At 66.9% G+C, this 15103-nt stretch carries 16 protein-coding genes, 4 tRNA genes and 1 other RNA gene; 15 read left to right on the top strand and 6 right to left on the bottom strand.

Annotated elements, in window-relative coordinates; genetic code table 11:
• Nucleotides 1-4: 4 nt before the first annotated feature.
• The 3 genes from ACX9OW_RS19410 to ACX9OW_RS19420 all read left to right on the top strand — a co-directional run bounded on the left by ACX9OW_RS19410 (nt 5) and on the right by ACX9OW_RS19420 (nt 2351).
• Nucleotides 5-81 (top strand) — tRNA-Asp (locus ACX9OW_RS19410).
• Nucleotides 82-188: 107 nt separating this feature from the next.
• Nucleotides 189-265, top strand: a tRNA-Asp gene (locus tag ACX9OW_RS19415).
• 130 nt (nt 266-395) lie between these two features.
• Nucleotides 396-2351: a peptidyl-prolyl cis-trans isomerase gene (locus ACX9OW_RS19420; protein WP_263177705.1), complete on the top strand. Its 1956-nt coding sequence runs from the start codon at nt 396-398 to the stop codon at nt 2349-2351.
• A gap of 99 nt (nt 2352-2450) precedes the next feature.
• Here ACX9OW_RS19420 and ACX9OW_RS19425 read toward each other — a convergent pair whose 3' ends face one another.
• Nucleotides 2451-3656, bottom strand: a complete 1206-nt coding sequence (locus ACX9OW_RS19425; protein WP_459062705.1) for a lytic transglycosylase domain-containing protein — start codon at nt 3654-3656, stop codon at nt 2451-2453.
• Nucleotides 3653-4417 (bottom strand): hydroxyacylglutathione hydrolase, encoded by a 765-nt coding sequence (gene gloB / locus ACX9OW_RS19430; RefSeq protein ID WP_053519052.1) that lies wholly within the window; start codon nt 4415-4417, stop codon nt 3653-3655. The genes ACX9OW_RS19425 and gloB overlap by 4 nt, the downstream gene beginning before the upstream one ends.
• 11 nt (nt 4418-4428) lie before the next feature.
• On the opposite strand from gloB, the gene ACX9OW_RS19435 reads away from it, so the two are divergent.
• The 3 genes from ACX9OW_RS19435 to dnaQ are packed head-to-tail and all read left to right on the top strand — an operon-like array spanning nt 4429 to nt 6275.
• A complete protein-coding gene (locus tag ACX9OW_RS19435; RefSeq protein WP_053519054.1) occupies nt 4429-5073 on the top strand; it encodes a methyltransferase domain-containing protein in 645 nt (214 codons plus the stop codon).
• A 13-nt stretch (nt 5074-5086) separates the two neighbouring features.
• Nucleotides 5087-5539 (top strand): ribonuclease HI, encoded by a 453-nt coding sequence (rnhA, locus tag ACX9OW_RS19440; RefSeq protein WP_053519056.1) that lies wholly within the window; start codon nt 5087-5089, stop codon nt 5537-5539.
• A 4-nt stretch (nt 5540-5543) separates the two neighbouring features.
• Nucleotides 5544-6275 (top strand): DNA polymerase III subunit epsilon, encoded by a 732-nt coding sequence (dnaQ, locus tag ACX9OW_RS19445; protein ID WP_053519058.1) that lies wholly within the window; start codon nt 5544-5546, stop codon nt 6273-6275.
• A gap of 35 nt (nt 6276-6310) precedes the next feature.
• On the opposite strand, the gene ACX9OW_RS19450 is transcribed toward dnaQ, so the two are convergent.
• Nucleotides 6311-7015: a PP2C family protein-serine/threonine phosphatase gene (locus ACX9OW_RS19450; protein WP_053519060.1), complete on the bottom strand. Its 705-nt coding sequence runs from the start codon at nt 7013-7015 to the stop codon at nt 6311-6313.
• A gap of 161 nt (nt 7016-7176) precedes the next feature.
• Here ACX9OW_RS19450 and ACX9OW_RS19455 point away from each other — a divergent pair.
• Both ACX9OW_RS19455 and ACX9OW_RS19460 read left to right on the top strand, forming a co-directional pair.
• A tRNA-Ser gene (locus ACX9OW_RS19455) sits at nt 7177-7267 on the top strand.
• Between the two features lie 132 nt (nt 7268-7399).
• A complete protein-coding gene (locus tag ACX9OW_RS19460; RefSeq protein WP_053519062.1) occupies nt 7400-7804 on the top strand; it encodes a DUF6165 family protein in 405 nt (134 codons plus the stop codon).
• Nucleotides 7805-7848: 44 nt separating this feature from the next.
• Here the strand turns inward: ACX9OW_RS19460 and ACX9OW_RS19465 are convergent, their stop codons facing one another.
• Nucleotides 7849-8895, bottom strand: a complete 1047-nt coding sequence (locus ACX9OW_RS19465) for a glycosyltransferase family 9 protein (RefSeq protein ID WP_459062706.1) — start codon at nt 8893-8895, stop codon at nt 7849-7851.
• 20 nt (nt 8896-8915) lie between these two features.
• Between ACX9OW_RS19465 and ACX9OW_RS19470 the strand changes: the two genes are divergently transcribed.
• Genes ACX9OW_RS19470 through ACX9OW_RS19480 form a run of 3 tightly spaced genes read left to right on the top strand, consistent with a single transcriptional unit; the run spans nt 8916 to nt 10818 of the window.
• Nucleotides 8916-9665, top strand: coding sequence for a 3-deoxy-D-manno-octulosonic acid kinase (locus ACX9OW_RS19470; RefSeq protein ID WP_053519066.1), 750 nt, complete (start codon nt 8916-8918; stop codon nt 9663-9665).
• The gene (locus ACX9OW_RS19475; protein WP_459062707.1) at nt 9665-10432 is read left to right on the top strand and encodes an MBL fold metallo-hydrolase; all 768 of its coding nucleotides are present in this window, start codon (nt 9665-9667) and stop codon (nt 10430-10432) included. Before ACX9OW_RS19470 ends, ACX9OW_RS19475 begins: the two co-directional genes overlap by 1 nt.
• Nucleotides 10429-10818 (top strand): nuclear transport factor 2 family protein, encoded by a 390-nt coding sequence (locus ACX9OW_RS19480; RefSeq protein ID WP_053519070.1) that lies wholly within the window; start codon nt 10429-10431, stop codon nt 10816-10818. The genes ACX9OW_RS19475 and ACX9OW_RS19480 overlap by 4 nt, the downstream gene beginning before the upstream one ends.
• Before the next feature lie 65 nt (nt 10819-10883).
• Here the strand turns inward: ACX9OW_RS19480 and ffs are convergent.
• Nucleotides 10884-10980: signal recognition particle sRNA small type (gene ffs, locus ACX9OW_RS19485), an RNA gene on the bottom strand.
• Between the two features lie 300 nt (nt 10981-11280).
• On the opposite strand from ffs, the gene ACX9OW_RS19490 reads away from it, so the two are divergent.
• Nucleotides 11281-11598: a DMT family transporter gene (locus tag ACX9OW_RS19490; RefSeq protein ID WP_053519073.1), complete on the top strand. Its 318-nt coding sequence runs from the start codon at nt 11281-11283 to the stop codon at nt 11596-11598.
• Nucleotides 11599-11870: 272 nt separating this feature from the next.
• Here ACX9OW_RS19490 and ACX9OW_RS19495 read toward each other — a convergent pair.
• Nucleotides 11871-11963: transfer RNA gene (locus tag ACX9OW_RS19495), tRNA-Ser, on the bottom strand.
• A gap of 132 nt (nt 11964-12095) precedes the next feature.
• On the opposite strand from ACX9OW_RS19495, the gene dnaX reads away from it, so the two are divergent.
• Genes dnaX through recR form a run of 3 tightly spaced genes read left to right on the top strand, consistent with a single transcriptional unit; the run spans nt 12096 to nt 15098 of the window.
• Entirely contained in the window at nt 12096-14111 is a 2016-nt protein-coding gene (gene dnaX / locus ACX9OW_RS19500) for a DNA polymerase III subunit gamma/tau (RefSeq protein WP_459062708.1), read from the top strand.
• Nucleotides 14112-14117: 6 nt separating this feature from the next.
• Nucleotides 14118-14438, top strand: coding sequence for a YbaB/EbfC family nucleoid-associated protein (locus ACX9OW_RS19505; protein ID WP_010483846.1), 321 nt, complete (start codon nt 14118-14120; stop codon nt 14436-14438).
• A 60-nt stretch (nt 14439-14498) separates the two neighbouring features.
• A complete protein-coding gene (gene recR, locus ACX9OW_RS19510) occupies nt 14499-15098 on the top strand; it encodes a recombination mediator RecR (protein ID WP_053519077.1) in 600 nt (199 codons plus the stop codon).
• The last annotated feature ends 5 nt before the right edge of the window (nt 15099-15103 follow it).

The following is a 15103-nucleotide window of genomic DNA, read 5'->3' on the forward strand; positions in this document are numbered from 1 at the left end:
GCACGGAGCGGTAGTTCAGCTGGTTAGAATGCTGGCCTGTCACGCCGGAGGTCGCGGGTTCGAGTCCCGTCCGCTCCGCCATTGCGAAGTTCTTAAGTCCCTGTGAAAAAACTTTGAAAAAAGTGTTCATTGGGCTGGGTTTCCAGGGTGTCTTCGGATATACTGGGCGCCTGCAAAGTTTCAAGCGCGGAGCGGTAGTTCAGCTGGTTAGAATGCTGGCCTGTCACGCCGGAGGTCGCGGGTTCGAGTCCCGTCCGCTCCGCCAACTTTCAAAAGCCCTCGGCGAATGCCGGGGGCTTTTTCTTTGCGCGCATGTCGCCCTTGGCGTTTTTGGTCCCTGCGACGAAGCGGGTTACACTGCCGGGCTCGCCAATCAGGCCTTGTGATTCCTCACCATGCTGCAGAAACTCCGCGACAAGACCTCAGGCTGGATCGTCACCGTGATCCTGGGGCTGCTGATGATTCCGTTCCTGTTCGTGATCGACAACAGCTACCTGGGTGGCGTTGGCGCACAGAACGTGGCCAAGGTTTCCGCACCGCCGACCTGGTGGCGTTCCGCGCCGTCGTGGTGGCCGGTACGCATGCTGTGGCAGCACCATGAGATCAGCGCGCAGGATTTCCGCACCCGTTTCGAGCAGGAGCGCATGCGTGAGCGCCAGCAGCAGGGCGACAACTTCGACCCGCGCGCGTTCGAAAGCACCGAGAACAAGCTGGCGGTCCTGGATCAGCTGATCGACGAGCAGGTCGTGCGCCTGGTCGGCGAGCAGGCGGGTGTGGTGATTGGCGATGGCGCCGTGCGCGAGTACATCACGTCCATGCCGGCGTTCCAGGGGCCGGATGGCAAGTTCAACGAAAACAGCTACCGCCTGGCGCTGGCCGGCGGCAATCCTCCGCGTACCCCGACCCAGTTCCAGGAACTGGTGCGCGAGAGCCTGCAGCAGTCGGTGATTCCGGCCGGACTGCAGAACTCCGGTTTTGTCACCCAGGCCGAGACCGAACGCCTGTTGAAGCTGCTGGGCGAAACCCGTGATGTCGAGCTGGCTGCGCTGCCGCCGGTGCCGGCTGACACGGCCCCGGTGACCGATGCGCAGATCAAGCAGTGGTACGACAGCCATGGCAAGGATTTCCGCCAGGCCGAAACCGTTTCGCTGGAGTATGTCGAGGTCAACGGTGCCAACCTGCCGGCGCCGACGCCGGCCGACGAAGCCACCCTGCGCAAGCGCTACGAGGAAGAAAAGGCCAAGTTCACCTCTCCCGAGCAGCGCCAGGCCGCCCACATCCTGATTACCGGCGACGGTGCTGAGGCCAAGGCGAACAAGCTGGCGGCCGAGGCAAAGGCGGCCGGTGCCGACTTCGCAGCCCTGGCCAAGGCCAACTCCGAGGATCCAGGCTCCAAGGACCAGGGCGGTGACCTGGGCTGGGTGGAGCGTGGCGCGATGGTCAAGCCGTTTGAAGACGCCCTGTTCGCGGCCAAGGCCGGCGACGTGATCGGTCCGGTCAAGACCGAATACGGATACCACATCATCAAGGTGGCCGCGGTACGCGGCGGCGAAGGCAAGTCGTTCGAGGACGTGCGCGATACGCTGGCCGCCGAACAGCTCAAGGCCGACGGTGAGCGCGGTTTCAACGAGCTGGCCGGCCGTCTGGTCGATGCCATCAACAAGAGCCCGAGCGACCTGGCTGCCGCAGCCAAGGAAGTGGGGCTGCCGCTGCAGACCCTGGGACCGATCACCCGCGCTACCGCCAGCGGCATCGCCAGCGACCCGGCCGTGCTGCGCGCCGCGTTCTCGGACGTGCTGGTGCAGGACGGGACCGCCAGCGATCCGATCGCCCTGGGAGGCGCCACCAACCACAGCGTCGTGATCCGCGTCGCGGCCCACACGCCGGAGCAGGCGCTGCCGCTGGAGAAGGCCCGCGAGCAGGTGATCGCCGCGATTCGTGCCGACCGCCAGCGCCAGGCCAGCGACAAGGCGGCCGAAGCGCTGCTGGCCAAGTTGAAGGGCGGTGCCACCCTGCAGTCGCTGGCTGCCAGCGAAAAGCTGCAGCTGAGCCCGATGCCGGGCCTGCCGCGTGGCCAGCCGGTGCCGACCCCGGAAATCAACAGCGCGATCTTCAGCGCGCCGGTACCCACCGCAGGCAAGCCGACCTACGGCAAGGTCGACGTCAACGGCCGTGCGCTGGTGTTCGCGGTGAACAAGGTCAATCCGGGCGACATCAAGGACGTGACCGCCGAGCAGCAGAAGCAGCTGAAGGAACAGTTGAGCCAGATCGACGGCATGGCCGCAGCCAAGGCCTACATCGACGCGATGCGCAAGAAGTTCGTGGTGCAGACCACCGAAGCGAATCTGTAAGCCCACGGCGGGCAGAACGGAAAGGCCCGGCATTGCCGGGCCTTTTTCGTGGGCGGGTGCCCGGTAGCAGGAGGATCGCGCGGCGCTGCTGTGCGCCGGTCAGTCTTCCAGGCGAAGCACCGCGCCCGGCTTGAGCACGCTGCTGCCACTCAGGCCATTCAGCGACAGCAGCGCCTTGACCGGCATGCCGTAGCGACGGGCAATGGTCCAGGCCGACTCGCCGTTGCGCACCGTATGCCGACGGCTGCGCGGACGGTCGACGGCGGCGGCGACGGTGCGGGCAACCTGCGGCGCTGGCGAGGCAGCGGGGGCAGAGGCGGGCGAAACCGAGGCCGCCAGCGCCGTCTTGCTGTCCACCACGTCGGCGGTCGCCGCTGCGACAGGGGCCAGCACCCGGGTGGTGCCCGTGGGGCGGCCACCGGCGGCCAGGGCGGGATTCAGGCGGGCGATGCGTGCCGGGTCCAGTGAGCGCTGGGCGGCCCACTGCTGGACGCTGGTGCCGGCCGGCAGGGCATGATCCTTCAGCACCGGCACGGTGCGGTCCAGCGAGGCCATGACGCCCGGCTGTTCTTCCACGTCTTCCAGCACGCAGGCCAGGGCGTGAAGCTTCTCGACGTAGGCATAGGTGACCGGCGACAGTCCGGGCAGGGCTGAGGGCGTGGCGTTCTGCGCATTCATGCCTGCCTTGCGCAGCGCCTGCAGCACGCGATATTCGCCAGCGTTGTAGGCCATGGTGGCCAGCCGCCAGTCGCCGCCGAACATGCCGTGCAGGGTTTTCAGGTAGCGCACCGCGGCCTGGGTCGAATCCACCGCCGACAGGCGGCCGTCGTAGCCGTTGGCCATCGGCACGCGATGGTTGCGGGCGGTGGTGGCGATGAACTGCCACAGCCCGGTCGGTCCGCTGCCATTGCGGGCATTGGGCCGGTAGCCGCTTTCCACGAAGGGAATCAATGCGAATTCGGTCGGCAGGTTGGCCTTGCGCAGTTCTTCGACCACATAGCCGAACAGGACCAGTGCATCGTCATCCTGGTTGGCCAGGCGCGAAGGGGCGTGCGCGAACTGCTTCTGCCAGCGCGGGCTGGTGGCCTCGGCGTCGCAGGTGGGTTCAGCCAGGCCATCGCGGAAGCTGGAGAAGATCTCCTGGCCATTGCGCACCGATGCAGGTGGCAGCGAAGAGGCGTCCAGGGGCAACGCAGCAGCGGCGGTGAGATTCTGGCCGATGCCAGCGCTCAGCGACTGCGCGCCTGCGGTTCCAGCCAGCCCCAGAGCGATGCCCAGGGCCAGCGGCAGACTTCGGCGCATCATGCGCGGAAGCCGTCTTTCCAATGCCGGAGACCGGCCATGACATCGACATCGTCAACGACGTCGCGCCCCAGGTGCGCCGACACCGCCGCGCGGATCGGCGCGGTGTGCACACGCAGGAACGGATTGCAGTCCAGTTCGTTGGCCAGGGTTACCGGCAGGGTGGAACGGTCATCGCGGCGCATGGCCAAAGCCTCCTCTTGGCGCTGCCGCAGGGCAGCGTTGGCGGGGTCGACATGCCGCGCGAAGACGGCATTTGACACGGTGTACTCATGGGCACAACAAAGCAGCAGTCGTGCAGGCAAGGTACCCAGCGTGCGCATCGATGCCAGCAGCTGGGACGGCGTACCTTCGAACAGGCGTCCACAGCCCAGGCTGAACAACGAATCTCCGCTGAAAAGATGTTCAGCAGTGTGAAACGCGATGTGGCTGCGGGTATGCCCGGGCACGGATAGTACGTGGAACGTCCGGCCCAGTGCCTGAACGCGTTCACCTTCGCCGACGCGTTCGGTGGCGGTGGTGATGCGTTCCTCCACCGGTGCGACCACCCGCGCGCCGGGAAAACGGGCACGCAGGGCCGGCACGCCACCGATGTGGTCGTCGTGATGGTGGGTCAGCAGGATGGTATCCACGCGCAGGCCCTGTTCGGCCAGCGCCAGCACCGGCGCGGCATCACCGGGATCGACGACGATGGCAGCGCCTTCATCATCGATCAGCACCCAGATGTAATTGTCCGCAAATGCGGGCAGGGCAGTCAGTCGCATAGAATTGGACCATGCCCGCGCTGCAGAGCACCCGTCAAGCGAGCCTGGCCCCGTGGTTCGACAGCGAGCCGGCGGCGGCCCTGCGCGTGCTGGAGCGGCAACTGCTGTTGCCACAGCTGTCGGTGCTGCCCGCACAGCCCTGGATGTGGATCGCGCCGAGCGCTGCCTGGCTGGAAGATGCGCAGCCGGGCGGGCGCGGCCTGCGCCTGTACCGCAATGGCGGCCGCTATGCCGGCGATGCGTGCTGCGGTCTGCCGCTGCCGCTGGCCACCGAAAGCGTCAATGCCATCGTGCTGCAGCACGTGACGGCCGCTGATGCCGACCAGCTGCTTGACGAGTGCGAGCGGGTGCTGATGCCCGGCGGCCATCTGTGGTTGAGCAGCCTTAATCCGTTCAGTCCGTTCCGCACCCACTGGCGCCAGCATGGCCTGACGGTGCGTACGCCGCAGCGGATCCGCCAGCTGCTGGGTCGTCACGGGCTGGACTGCGACGACATGCGCTACCTGGGCCCGCTCTGGCAGGGCGCCGGCAGTCGTGGCCGCGGGGGTTGGGCCCCGCTGCGCGCGGCCTGCCTGTTCCATGCCGAAAAACGTACGTTGGCCCTGCCCGGGCCGACACCGCTGCCGGTGCGCTGGCATGGCACCGTTGCTACCTGATTCTGGAGCTGTATTGAAAACCATCGAAATCCATACCGACGGATCCTGCCTCGGCAATCCCGGTCCCGGCGGCTGGGCCGCGTTGCTGCGCTACAAGGACCACGAGCGTGAACTGAGCGGCGGCGAAGCGCATACCACCAACAACCGGATGGAACTGATGGCGGCCATTTCCGGCCTGGAGGCGCTGACCGAGCCCTGCAACATCGTGCTGTTCACCGACTCCCAGTATGTGCGGCAGGGCCTGACCCAATGGATGCCGGGCTGGATCCGCAAGAACTGGAAGACCGCCGGCGGTGATCCGGTGAAGAACCGCGAGCTGTGGGAGCGGCTGCATGCGGCCACGCTGCGGCACCAGATCGACTGGCGCTGGGTGAAGGGGCATTCCGGCGATCCGGACAATGAACGCGTCGATACGCTGGCGCGCAATGCCGCCATCCAGATCCGCGATGCCAGCCCGGTAAACTGAGCCCATGCGTCAGATCATTCTCGATACCGAAACCACCGGCCTGGAGTGGAAGAAGGGCAACCGCATCGTCGAAATCGGCTGCGTGGAGCTGTTCAAGCGTCGCCCCACCGGTAACAACTATCACCAGTACATCAAGCCGGACTGTGAGTTCGAACAGGGCGCGCAGGAAGTCACCGGCCTGACCCTGGACTTCCTGGCCGACAAGCCCGAGTTCGCGCAGATCGCCGATGAGTTCCTGGCGTTCATCGACGGTGCTGAGCTGATCATCCACAACGCGGCATTCGACCTGGGCTTCCTCGACAACGAGCTGTCCCTGCTGGGGCCGCAGTACGGGAAGATCACCGATCGCTGCACCGTGATCGACACCCTGGCGATGGCGCGAGAGCGTTTCCCGGGCCAGCGCAACTCGCTCGATGCGCTGTGCAAGCGGCTGGGCGTGGATAATTCGCACCGTGCACTGCACGGCGGCCTGCTCGATGCGCAGATCCTGGGCGATGTCTACATCGCGCTGACGTCAGGGCAGGAAGAGATCGGCTTCGGCCTGGGCGAGGACGAGGCCGGCGCGGGTGGCGCGGTGCTGCAGGCGTTCGATGCTGCCAAGCTGCTGCCGCGTCCGCGCGTGGTCGCCACCGCATCGGAACGTGAAGCGCACGCCGCGCGACTGGAACGCCTGCGCAAGAAGGCCGGTCACGCGCTGTGGGACGGCCCGAAAGTGGAAGAGCCTGCCAGCGCGTAGACCCTCGGCGCAGGGCGCGCGTGCGGTCCGCTGGCTCAGTGGCAGCGGACCAGGATCACGCTGATGTTGTCGCGGCCGCCGCCATCAAGCGCGGCGGCGACGAGCGTATCCACGCATTCCTGTGCGCTGGCGTCGTCGAAGGCCAGCGTGCGGGCGATGCCACGATCATCGACCTCCTCGGTCAGGCCATCGCTGCACAGCAGCAGCTGCATGCCGGGACGAAGTTCGCCACGGGTGGTGGCCACGTTCAGGTGCGCCGGATCGGTCACGCCCAGCGCCTGGGTGACCACATTGCGGTGCGGATGCGCGCGCGCCTGCTCCGCGGTCAGGTTGCCCTGCGTGACCAGTTCCTGCACCACGCTGTGATCCTGGCTGAGCTGGGCCAGCTGGCCGTCGCGCCACAGGTAGGCCCGGCTGTCACCGACCCAGGCCACTTCGTAGCGATTGCCCTGCACGCGCGCGGCAACCACGGTGGTGCCCATCGGCAGCGTATCGTTGCGTCGCCGCGAAGCGCGGATGATCTCTTCGTCGGCCGTGCGGATGGCCTGCTCCAGCGACGCGCCGCGGCGGATCTCGCGGACGATGGCTTCGCGCGCCAGCGCGCTGGCGACCTCGCCGCAGGCGTGCCCGCCCATGCCATCGGCCACCAGCCACACGCCCAGCTCGCTGTCACCGTAATAGGTGTCCTCGTTGAGCTCGCGGCGCAGGCCGGGATGGGTGAGATGTCCGAATTCGATCATGGTGTGCGGGGCGGAGTAGCGCGGGGGAGAGGGCATCATCACGGCGTGACCGGCATCCGGCAAGGCATGGCGGCAGGAAAATTGCGCCGCAGGGCCCAGGAGACTTGTCGGCAGCCTCACTTCCTCGTATGATGCGCGTCCCCGGTTCGCCGGGGCCACCCGGAGAGGTGGCAGAGTGGTTGAATGTACCTGACTCGAAATCAGGCAGGCGTTTATAGCGCCTCGGGGGTTCGAATCCCCCCCTCTCCGCCAGATGAAGAAGAAAGCCGCCCCCGGGCGGCTTTTTTCGTTGTCCGGCTGGCCGCGCGCGTTGCGGGGCGGCAATGGATCTCCCCTCGGGGTGCTGCGGGTTAACATGTACGCATCACCTGCTGGAGCTCCCCCATGACTGCTGAAATCCTCGTTCCCGTGTCCTTTGGCGAACTGCTCGACAAGATTTCGATCCTGCAGATCAAGTCCGAGCGGATCAGCGACGAGGGCAAGCTGGCCAACGTGCGCAAGGAGCTGTCGGCGCTGGAGCAGACCTGGATGGCGCACCCGGCCGCGGTTAAGGACATCGCCAAGCTGCGCGGTGAACTCAAGGCCGTCAACGAGCAGTTGTGGGACATCGAGGACGACATCCGCCTGAAGGAGAAGGCGCAGGCGTTCGACCAGGGCTTCATCGACCTTGCACGCAGTGTGTATCTGCGCAACGACGAGCGTGCGCGCATCAAGAAGGCGATCAACCTGGCACTGGGCTCTGCCTACGTGGAAGAGAAGTCGTACCAGGATTACGCACAGCGCGGGTGAGATGGATCCGCCGGGCGTGGCCCGGCTACCGATGATCCATCGACTCAGGTGAGGTGGTCGGTCACGTAACGTTCGAAGGCGGCGATGCCGTCCTCGACCGTGATCAGTTCCATCACATCATCGAACTCGATCTTGGTGCCCCACTTGAGGTCGGCGGCCTGCTTGCCGAGATACTTGCGTGCGGCGTCGTCATAGCGGTCCACGCAGTAGCGGCGATCCGAATAAGGGCCGCTGCGGTGCGGGTTGCTGGCCGCGTGCAGGCCCAGCACCTTCGCTCCCATGGCATTGGCGATATGCATCGGTCCCGAATCGGGTGTCATCACCAGATTGGCGCGTGCCAGCAGCGCAGGCAGTTGCTTGAGCGTGTCCTTGCCGACCAGGTCCAGTGCCGGCGTGTGCAGCTGGGCCTGGATCGCGTCGGCCATGCTGCGTTCCAGTTCACTGCGCCCACCGCACAGCACCACCTGCCAGCCGCGCTGCGTGGCATGGTTGGCGACGGCCGCGTAGCGGTCGGCGTACCAGTTGCGGCGGACGTGGCTGGAGCAGGGCGAAATCATCAGTACCGGCCGGCCATCGTCCTGCCACTGCGCCGCGGCCCACTCGAAGGCGGACGGCGGCACGGCCAGGTCCCAGCTCACGTCGGTCTGGTGCAGGCCCAGCGGCTCGCAGAAGCTGCCGATCGCATCCAGCACGTGGATGCCGGGGCGGTCCGGAATGCGTTCGTTGATGAACAACCCATGCAGGTCCTTCGAGCGGCTGCGGTCGTATCCGATGCGGCGTTCGGCCGGGATGAACGCTGACAGCAGGTTCGCGCGGAAGGCCACCTGCATCTGCAGCAGCGCCTCGAAGCGCCCCGGTGGCAGCTGCTTGCGCAGCTCCTTGACGCCGGCCATGCCGCTCTTCTTGTCGTAGGCATGGAAGGTCACGCCCGGCAGACCCTCGAGCAGCTTCTGCCCGGCCTTGTCGATGATCCAGTGGATCGGCGTGTCCGGGCGTGCGGCCTGCAGCGTACGCACCAGGGGCACCACGTGGGTGACATCGCCAAGTGCGGACAGGCGCAGAAGGCACAAGGATGAGGACGCTGATGCCATGTGTTGTTAGACTCAAAGAAATGGTCGCATTCGACGCCAATGAAGCGCTGACGCCATGCCGCGAGGGTCGCGGCATCGGGGCCATTCTGTTCGACCGCGAGCGCCTGCGGCAAGCCGACATCGGCCTGTTCTCTCCCCAGCACTGGGGCAGCCGGGCCCGGCCGGTGGGCGAAGGGGGACGTGGCAGCGCCTGGTTCGTCGACGCGCCGTTCGGCCCCAGCGTGCTGCGCCATTACCTGCGCGGTGGCCTGGTGGCCAGGATCAGCCACGACCAGTACCTGTGGCGGGGCGCCGACCGGACCCGCAGTTTTGCCGAGTTCCGGCTGATGCGGGCCCTGCGCGCGCTGAAGCTGCCGGTTCCCCGGCCGGTGGCGGCTTTCTACATGCGGCAGGGCATGCGCTACCGGGCGGCGATCCTGATGGAACGGATCGAAGGGGTGCGTTCGCTGGCCGACCGCGCGCTGGTTGCCGGACGTGGCGCGCCGTGGGAAGAGACCGGTCGGCTGATCGCCCGCTTCCACCGTGCCGGCCTGGACCATGCCGACCTCAACGCGCACAACATCCTGTTCGACAGCAACGGCCATGGCTGGCTGATCGACTTCGATCGTGGCGTCATCCGCATTCCGGCCACCGCCTGGCGGGAGCGCAACCTCAAGCGCCTGCTGCGCTCGTTGATCAAGCTGCGCGGCGAGCGCAGCGTAGAGGACGTGCAGAAGGACTACGCGCGGCTGCGCCGCGCCTATGACATGGCCTGGAACCGGGGCACCTGATGGACTGGTCGTTGCGTTTCCTCGGCGTCGGCAATGCGTCGGCGGTCGAGTTGGGATCACCGATGTCGGTGATCGAGCGCGAAGGTCGGCCGTGGTTGACGATCGACTGTGGCGGGGAAGGCCTGACCGCCTTCAAGGCGCACTACGGCCACATGCCGCAGGCGCTGTTCATCACGCATGTCCACCTGGACCATGTGGCCGGTTTCGAGCGGCTGTTCGTGGATACCTACTTCAACGCGCAGCAGCGTGGGAAGGTGCGCCTGTATGTGCCGGCCACCGTGGTGCCGCTGCTGCACAGGCGCATCGGCGATTACCCCAATGTGCTGGCCGAGGGCGGTGCCAATTTCTGGGATGCGTTCCAGTTGGTCGTGGTCGGCGACGCGTTCTGGCATGAAGGCGTGCGCCTGGAAGTATTCCCGGCACGCCACCACTGGCCGGAGACCGCCTATGGGTTGCGCCTGCAGGGCGCGCTGACCTGGAGCGGTGATACCCGGCCGATCCCGGAGATGCTGGCGCGGTACGCCAGTGACAACGAGCTGATCGCCCACGACTGCGGCCTGCACGGCAATCCATCGCATACCGGGGTCGATGATCTGGAGCGCGAGTACAGCGCTGAGCTGCAGGCGCGGATGATGCTGTACCACTACGCCAGCGTGGCCGATGGTGCTGCGCTGGCCGCGCGCGGACACCGCGTGGCACAGCCGGGCCAGTGCGTGCCGCTGGCGACCCCGACCGCGCCGCACGTGCTGGCGCAGGATCCGCCGTGAATACCTCTGGCCAGCCTGCCGACGCGGCGCTGGCGGCCGAGCTGGAACATCTGGAACGCGCGCTGCACACCCCGCAGGTGCGCGGTGATCGCGCGCGGCTGTCGGAACTGCTGGATGAGGATTTCAGCGAGATCGGCAGCTCCGGCCAGTGCTATGGCCGTGCGGCTGCGCTGGCGGAGATTCCGCTGGAGCGGGCGCAGGTGCAGATCGAATCGGAGCAGTACGCGGTCTCGTTGCTGGCACCAGACCTGGCCCAGGTGCGTTATCGCAGCCGCTACCACCTGGATGGCCAGCCGCAGCGCTGGGTGCTGCGCAGTTCGTTGTGGCGCAGGCATGGGCAGGGATGGCGGGTGGTATTCCATCAAGGGACGCCCGAAGCACGGTAGCGCCGGCGAGGGGGCCAACCAGGGTTGACCTCTTACCAGAGCGCGGCACTGCCAGAAAGGCGATGGCCCCGCCGGCTGACCTCGGCGCCCGCGTCGATCGATACCGTTGCTGCCTTCCGGCCCTGGCGGGGTTTTCGACCTAGCGTCGCGAGGGGCCGACGGGGCCACCATAGAGACGTTGGCCGCCCGGAGGCGGCCTGTTCACGGATCAGGGGAAGCAGCGCAGGGTGCGCCGGAGACCACAGCCGGACTGCACATCGGCTGGCCGATGGCAGGCGCGCATTCTAGCGCAGGCATGCGTATCGACGCCAGCGCCGTGCGCTGAATCTGCTGTAACCCGCGGCGCGTATTCGCGGCCGGGCGGCGCGGGCGTTGCTAGAATCCCGGGCCAGGAGGAACGACCTCCCCCACATCGGGAATCAATGACCAGGACGGCCTGGCCCTGCCAAGAGGAGGGCCGTCATGGCCTGGATCTATCTGTTGTTCGCTGGCCTGCTGGAAATCGTCTGGGCCGTGTCGATGAAGCAATCGGAAGGCTTCACCAGGCTCACTCCCACCCTGGTTACTCTCGCCGGCATGATCGCCAGTTTCTGGCTGCTGGCCGTGGCCATGCGCAGCTTGCCGCTGGGAACGGCTTACACGATCTGGACAGGCATCGGCGCGGTCGGTGCCTTCGTGGTCGGCATCGTGTTCCTGGGTGAACAGGTCAGCCCGATGCGGATCGGCGCGGCGGTGTTGATCGTGTCGGGGCTGGTGCTGATGAAGCTGTCCAGCAGTTGAGGCTGGGGGCAGTTTCCTGGACAACCGACCCCGGCTGCCAGACAAATGAAAAAGCCGCCCATCGGGCGGCTTTTTCATTTGTCTGGCGGAGAGAGGGGGATTGTCGGGTGCATCCCTGCACCCGATCCCTGCGCGCACTGCGCTTCGGGACCCGCCTTCGGCGGTCCGGATCTGCTCCTGCAGATCCGTCGAACCCCGGCGAGGCTTCTCACCCCGATGCTCTCCACCAGACAAATAAAAAAGCCGCCCGTTGGGCGGCTTTTTCATTCATCTGGCGGAGAGAGGGGGATTCGAACCCCCGAAGCGCGGTTTAGACGCTTACACACTTTCCAGGCGTGCTCCTTCAACCACTCGGACACCTCTCCGGATCCCTGCCATCGGCAAACGCCTCAGCAGGGGCGCAGATTCTAGCGGGCGGCGCGGCAGGACACAAGCACCCATTCAGGGCGCGTCGCAGGCGGAGGGGGATGGACAGGCGTGGCACAATGGAGCATCCGATGGAAGACGGTGGCCTGATGTCCTATCTCGTCCTTGCCCGCAAGTGGCGTCCGAAGCGTTTTGCAGAGCTGGTGGGCCAGGAACACGTGGTCCGTGCGCTCAGCAATGCGCTGGACAGTGGCCGGGTCCACCACGCGTTCCTGTTCACCGGTACCCGCGGTGTGGGCAAGACCACCATCGCGCGCATCTTCGCCAAGTCGCTGAACTGCGAGCAGGGCACCAGTGCCGATCCGTGCGGCCAGTGCCCGGCGTGCCTGGACATCGATGCCGGTCGCTACATCGACCTGCTGGAGATCGACGCCGCGTCCAACACCGGCGTGGATGACGTCCGCGAGGTGATCGAGAACGCGCAGTACATGCCCTCGCGCGGCAAGTACAAGGTCTACCTGATCGACGAAGTGCACATGCTCTCGAAGGCGGCGTTCAACGCGCTGCTGAAGACGCTGGAAGAGCCGCCGGAGCACGTCAAGTTCCTGCTGGCCACCACCGATCCGCAGAAGCTGCCGGTCACCGTGCTCAGCCGCTGCCTGCAGTTCAACCTCAAGCGCCTGGATGAGGACCAGATCCAGGGCCAGATGACCCGCATCCTGGCGGCCGAGGAAATCGAAGCCGACGGCAGTGCCATCGTGCAGCTGGCCAAGGCCGCCGACGGCAGTTTGCGCGACGGTCTGTCGCTGCTGGACCAGGCCATCGCCTACGCCGGTGGTGCGCTGCGCGACGATGTGGTGCGCACCATGCTGGGGACCGTCGATCGCACCCAGGTGGCAGCGGTGCTCGATGCCCTCGCCGAAGGTGACGGTTCGCGCCTGTTGCAGGTGGTGGCGGCACTGGCGGAATTCTCGCCGGACTGGAGTGGCGTGCTGGAGGCCTTGGCCGAAGGCCTGCATCGCATCCAGGTGCAGCAGCTGGTACCGGGTGTTGCCGCTGCGGCTGAAGGCCTGGACGCGGCAGCGTTCGCCGGGCGGCTGCGTCCGGAGGTGGTGCAGCTCTGGTATCAGATGGCCCTGAACGGCCGTCGCGACCTGTCGCTGGCGCCGAGCCCGCGCGCGGGCTTTGAAATGGCCGTGCTGCGCATGCTGGCGTTCCGCCCGGCAGCGTCGGTGCCGCCGGTGCCGCGTTCGGTGGATGCCGCCGGCGGTGCCGCCGGGGGGGCGATGCCCGGTGGTGGGGCGGGTGCTGGCAGCCAGGAAACGGCCCCGGTGGCCGCCGCTGCCGCGATCCCGGCCCGCGTGCCTGCGCAGGCCGCCCCACGCGAACCCGACCCGGAGCCAGAGCCGGCGCCCGAACCCGAACCTGATCCGGCGCCTGAGCCGAAGCCGGTTCCGGTCGAAGAACCGGTGTCGCCGCCGCCGGTCAAGGCCGACGGCATCCCGGTGCCGGTGGCCGTCGATGATCTTCCGCCGTGGGCCACGGACGAGGCCGAGGCCCGCGACCAGGCACTGGCTGCGGATGTCGCCACGCCGGACGCGGCCATGGTCGCGCCCTGGCATGAGCCGTCGCCTCCGGTCGCTGCATCAGCCGCGCCCGAGCGTCCGTTCCGTTCCGAGGGCATCGTCATCGCTCCACCTGCGCCCGTCGCGTCGGCGGAGACGGGCGCGCGGGCTGACATCGGCGAGCTGGCGACGGCGGAAGACTGGCTGGACCTGGTCGCCAACAGCGGCCTGAGCGGGCCTTCACGGCAGCTTGCGGCCAATGCCGCCTTCATCTCCTGCCGGCAGGGGACCTTGAAACTGGGGCTTTCGCCCGGATTTGAGTACCTGCGCTCGGAACGCGCGCTGGCCGCTCTTGGCGAAATGCTGGAAAAGGCCTTGGGGCACGCGCTGAAGATCGTGGTCGAGACCGTGGAAACCGAACACGTTCCGGCCGAGACCCTGCACCAGCGCGCCGATCGCCAGCGCGGCGAGCGGCAACAGGTGGCAGAGGCTGTTTTCATGGACGATCCGGAAGTGCAGGTGCTGATCCAGCAACACGGCGCCCGGGTCGTTTCCGATTCCATCCGTTCTTTTGACGAGTAAGACACTATGCGCGGCAACATCGCCCAACTGATGCAGCAGGCCCAGAAGATGCAGGAGAACCTGCAGAAGGCCCAGGAAGAAATCGCCAGGATCGAAGTGACCGGCAGTGCCGGCGGTGGCATGGTCAGCGTGACGCTGACCGGTGCCAAGGAGTGCCGCAAGGTGCGCATCGACCCGTCGCTGGCCAGTGACCCGGAGATGCTGGAAGACCTGATCGCCGCGGCGTTCAACGATGCCTCCAACAAGATCGATGCCGAATCGAAGTCGAAGATGGGCTCGGCTACCGCCGGCATGCAGCTTCCGCCGGGCATGAAGCTGCCGTTCTGATCGTCAGCGCGGTGCCCGCGTTGCCGGGTGCCGCGCACACCCATAAAGCCAGAAGCTGCCGTGTCCGCACCCCTGCTTGAACAATTGATCGATGCGCTGCGGGTGCTGCCTGGCGTGGGCCAGAAGACCGCGCAGCGCATGGCCTACCACCTGCTGGAACGCGAACGCGACGGCGGCCAGCGCCTGGCCGAGGTGTTGGCGCTGGCCGTAGAGCGCATCGGCCACTGCGCGCAGTGCCGCGATTTCAGTGAAACCGAACTGTGCCCGACCTGCGCCAACGGTAGCCGCGAGCGCAGCCAGCTGTGCGTGGTGGAATCGCCCGCCGACCGCCTTGCCATCGAGAATGCCACCGGCTTCCGGGGTGTCTACTTCGTGCTGCAGGGGCGTCTGTCGCCGCTCGACGGCATCGGTCCGCGCGACCTGGGCCTGGAGCAGCTGGAGCAGCGCCTTGGCGAAGGCGAAGTGCAGGAGCTGATCATCGCCACCAGCGCCACCGTCGAGGGAGAGGCCACCGCGCATTATCTGGCGCAGCTGGCGCGGGCCCGCCAGGTCCGGCCGAGCCGGTTGGCGCAGGGGCTGCCGCTGGGGGGCGAACTGGAATACGTGGATCGCGGCACGCTGTCGCACGCGTTCGGCACCCGCAGCGAATTCCGCGATTGACGGCC

It is taken from the genome of Stenotrophomonas genospecies 5, assembly GCF_054473825.1.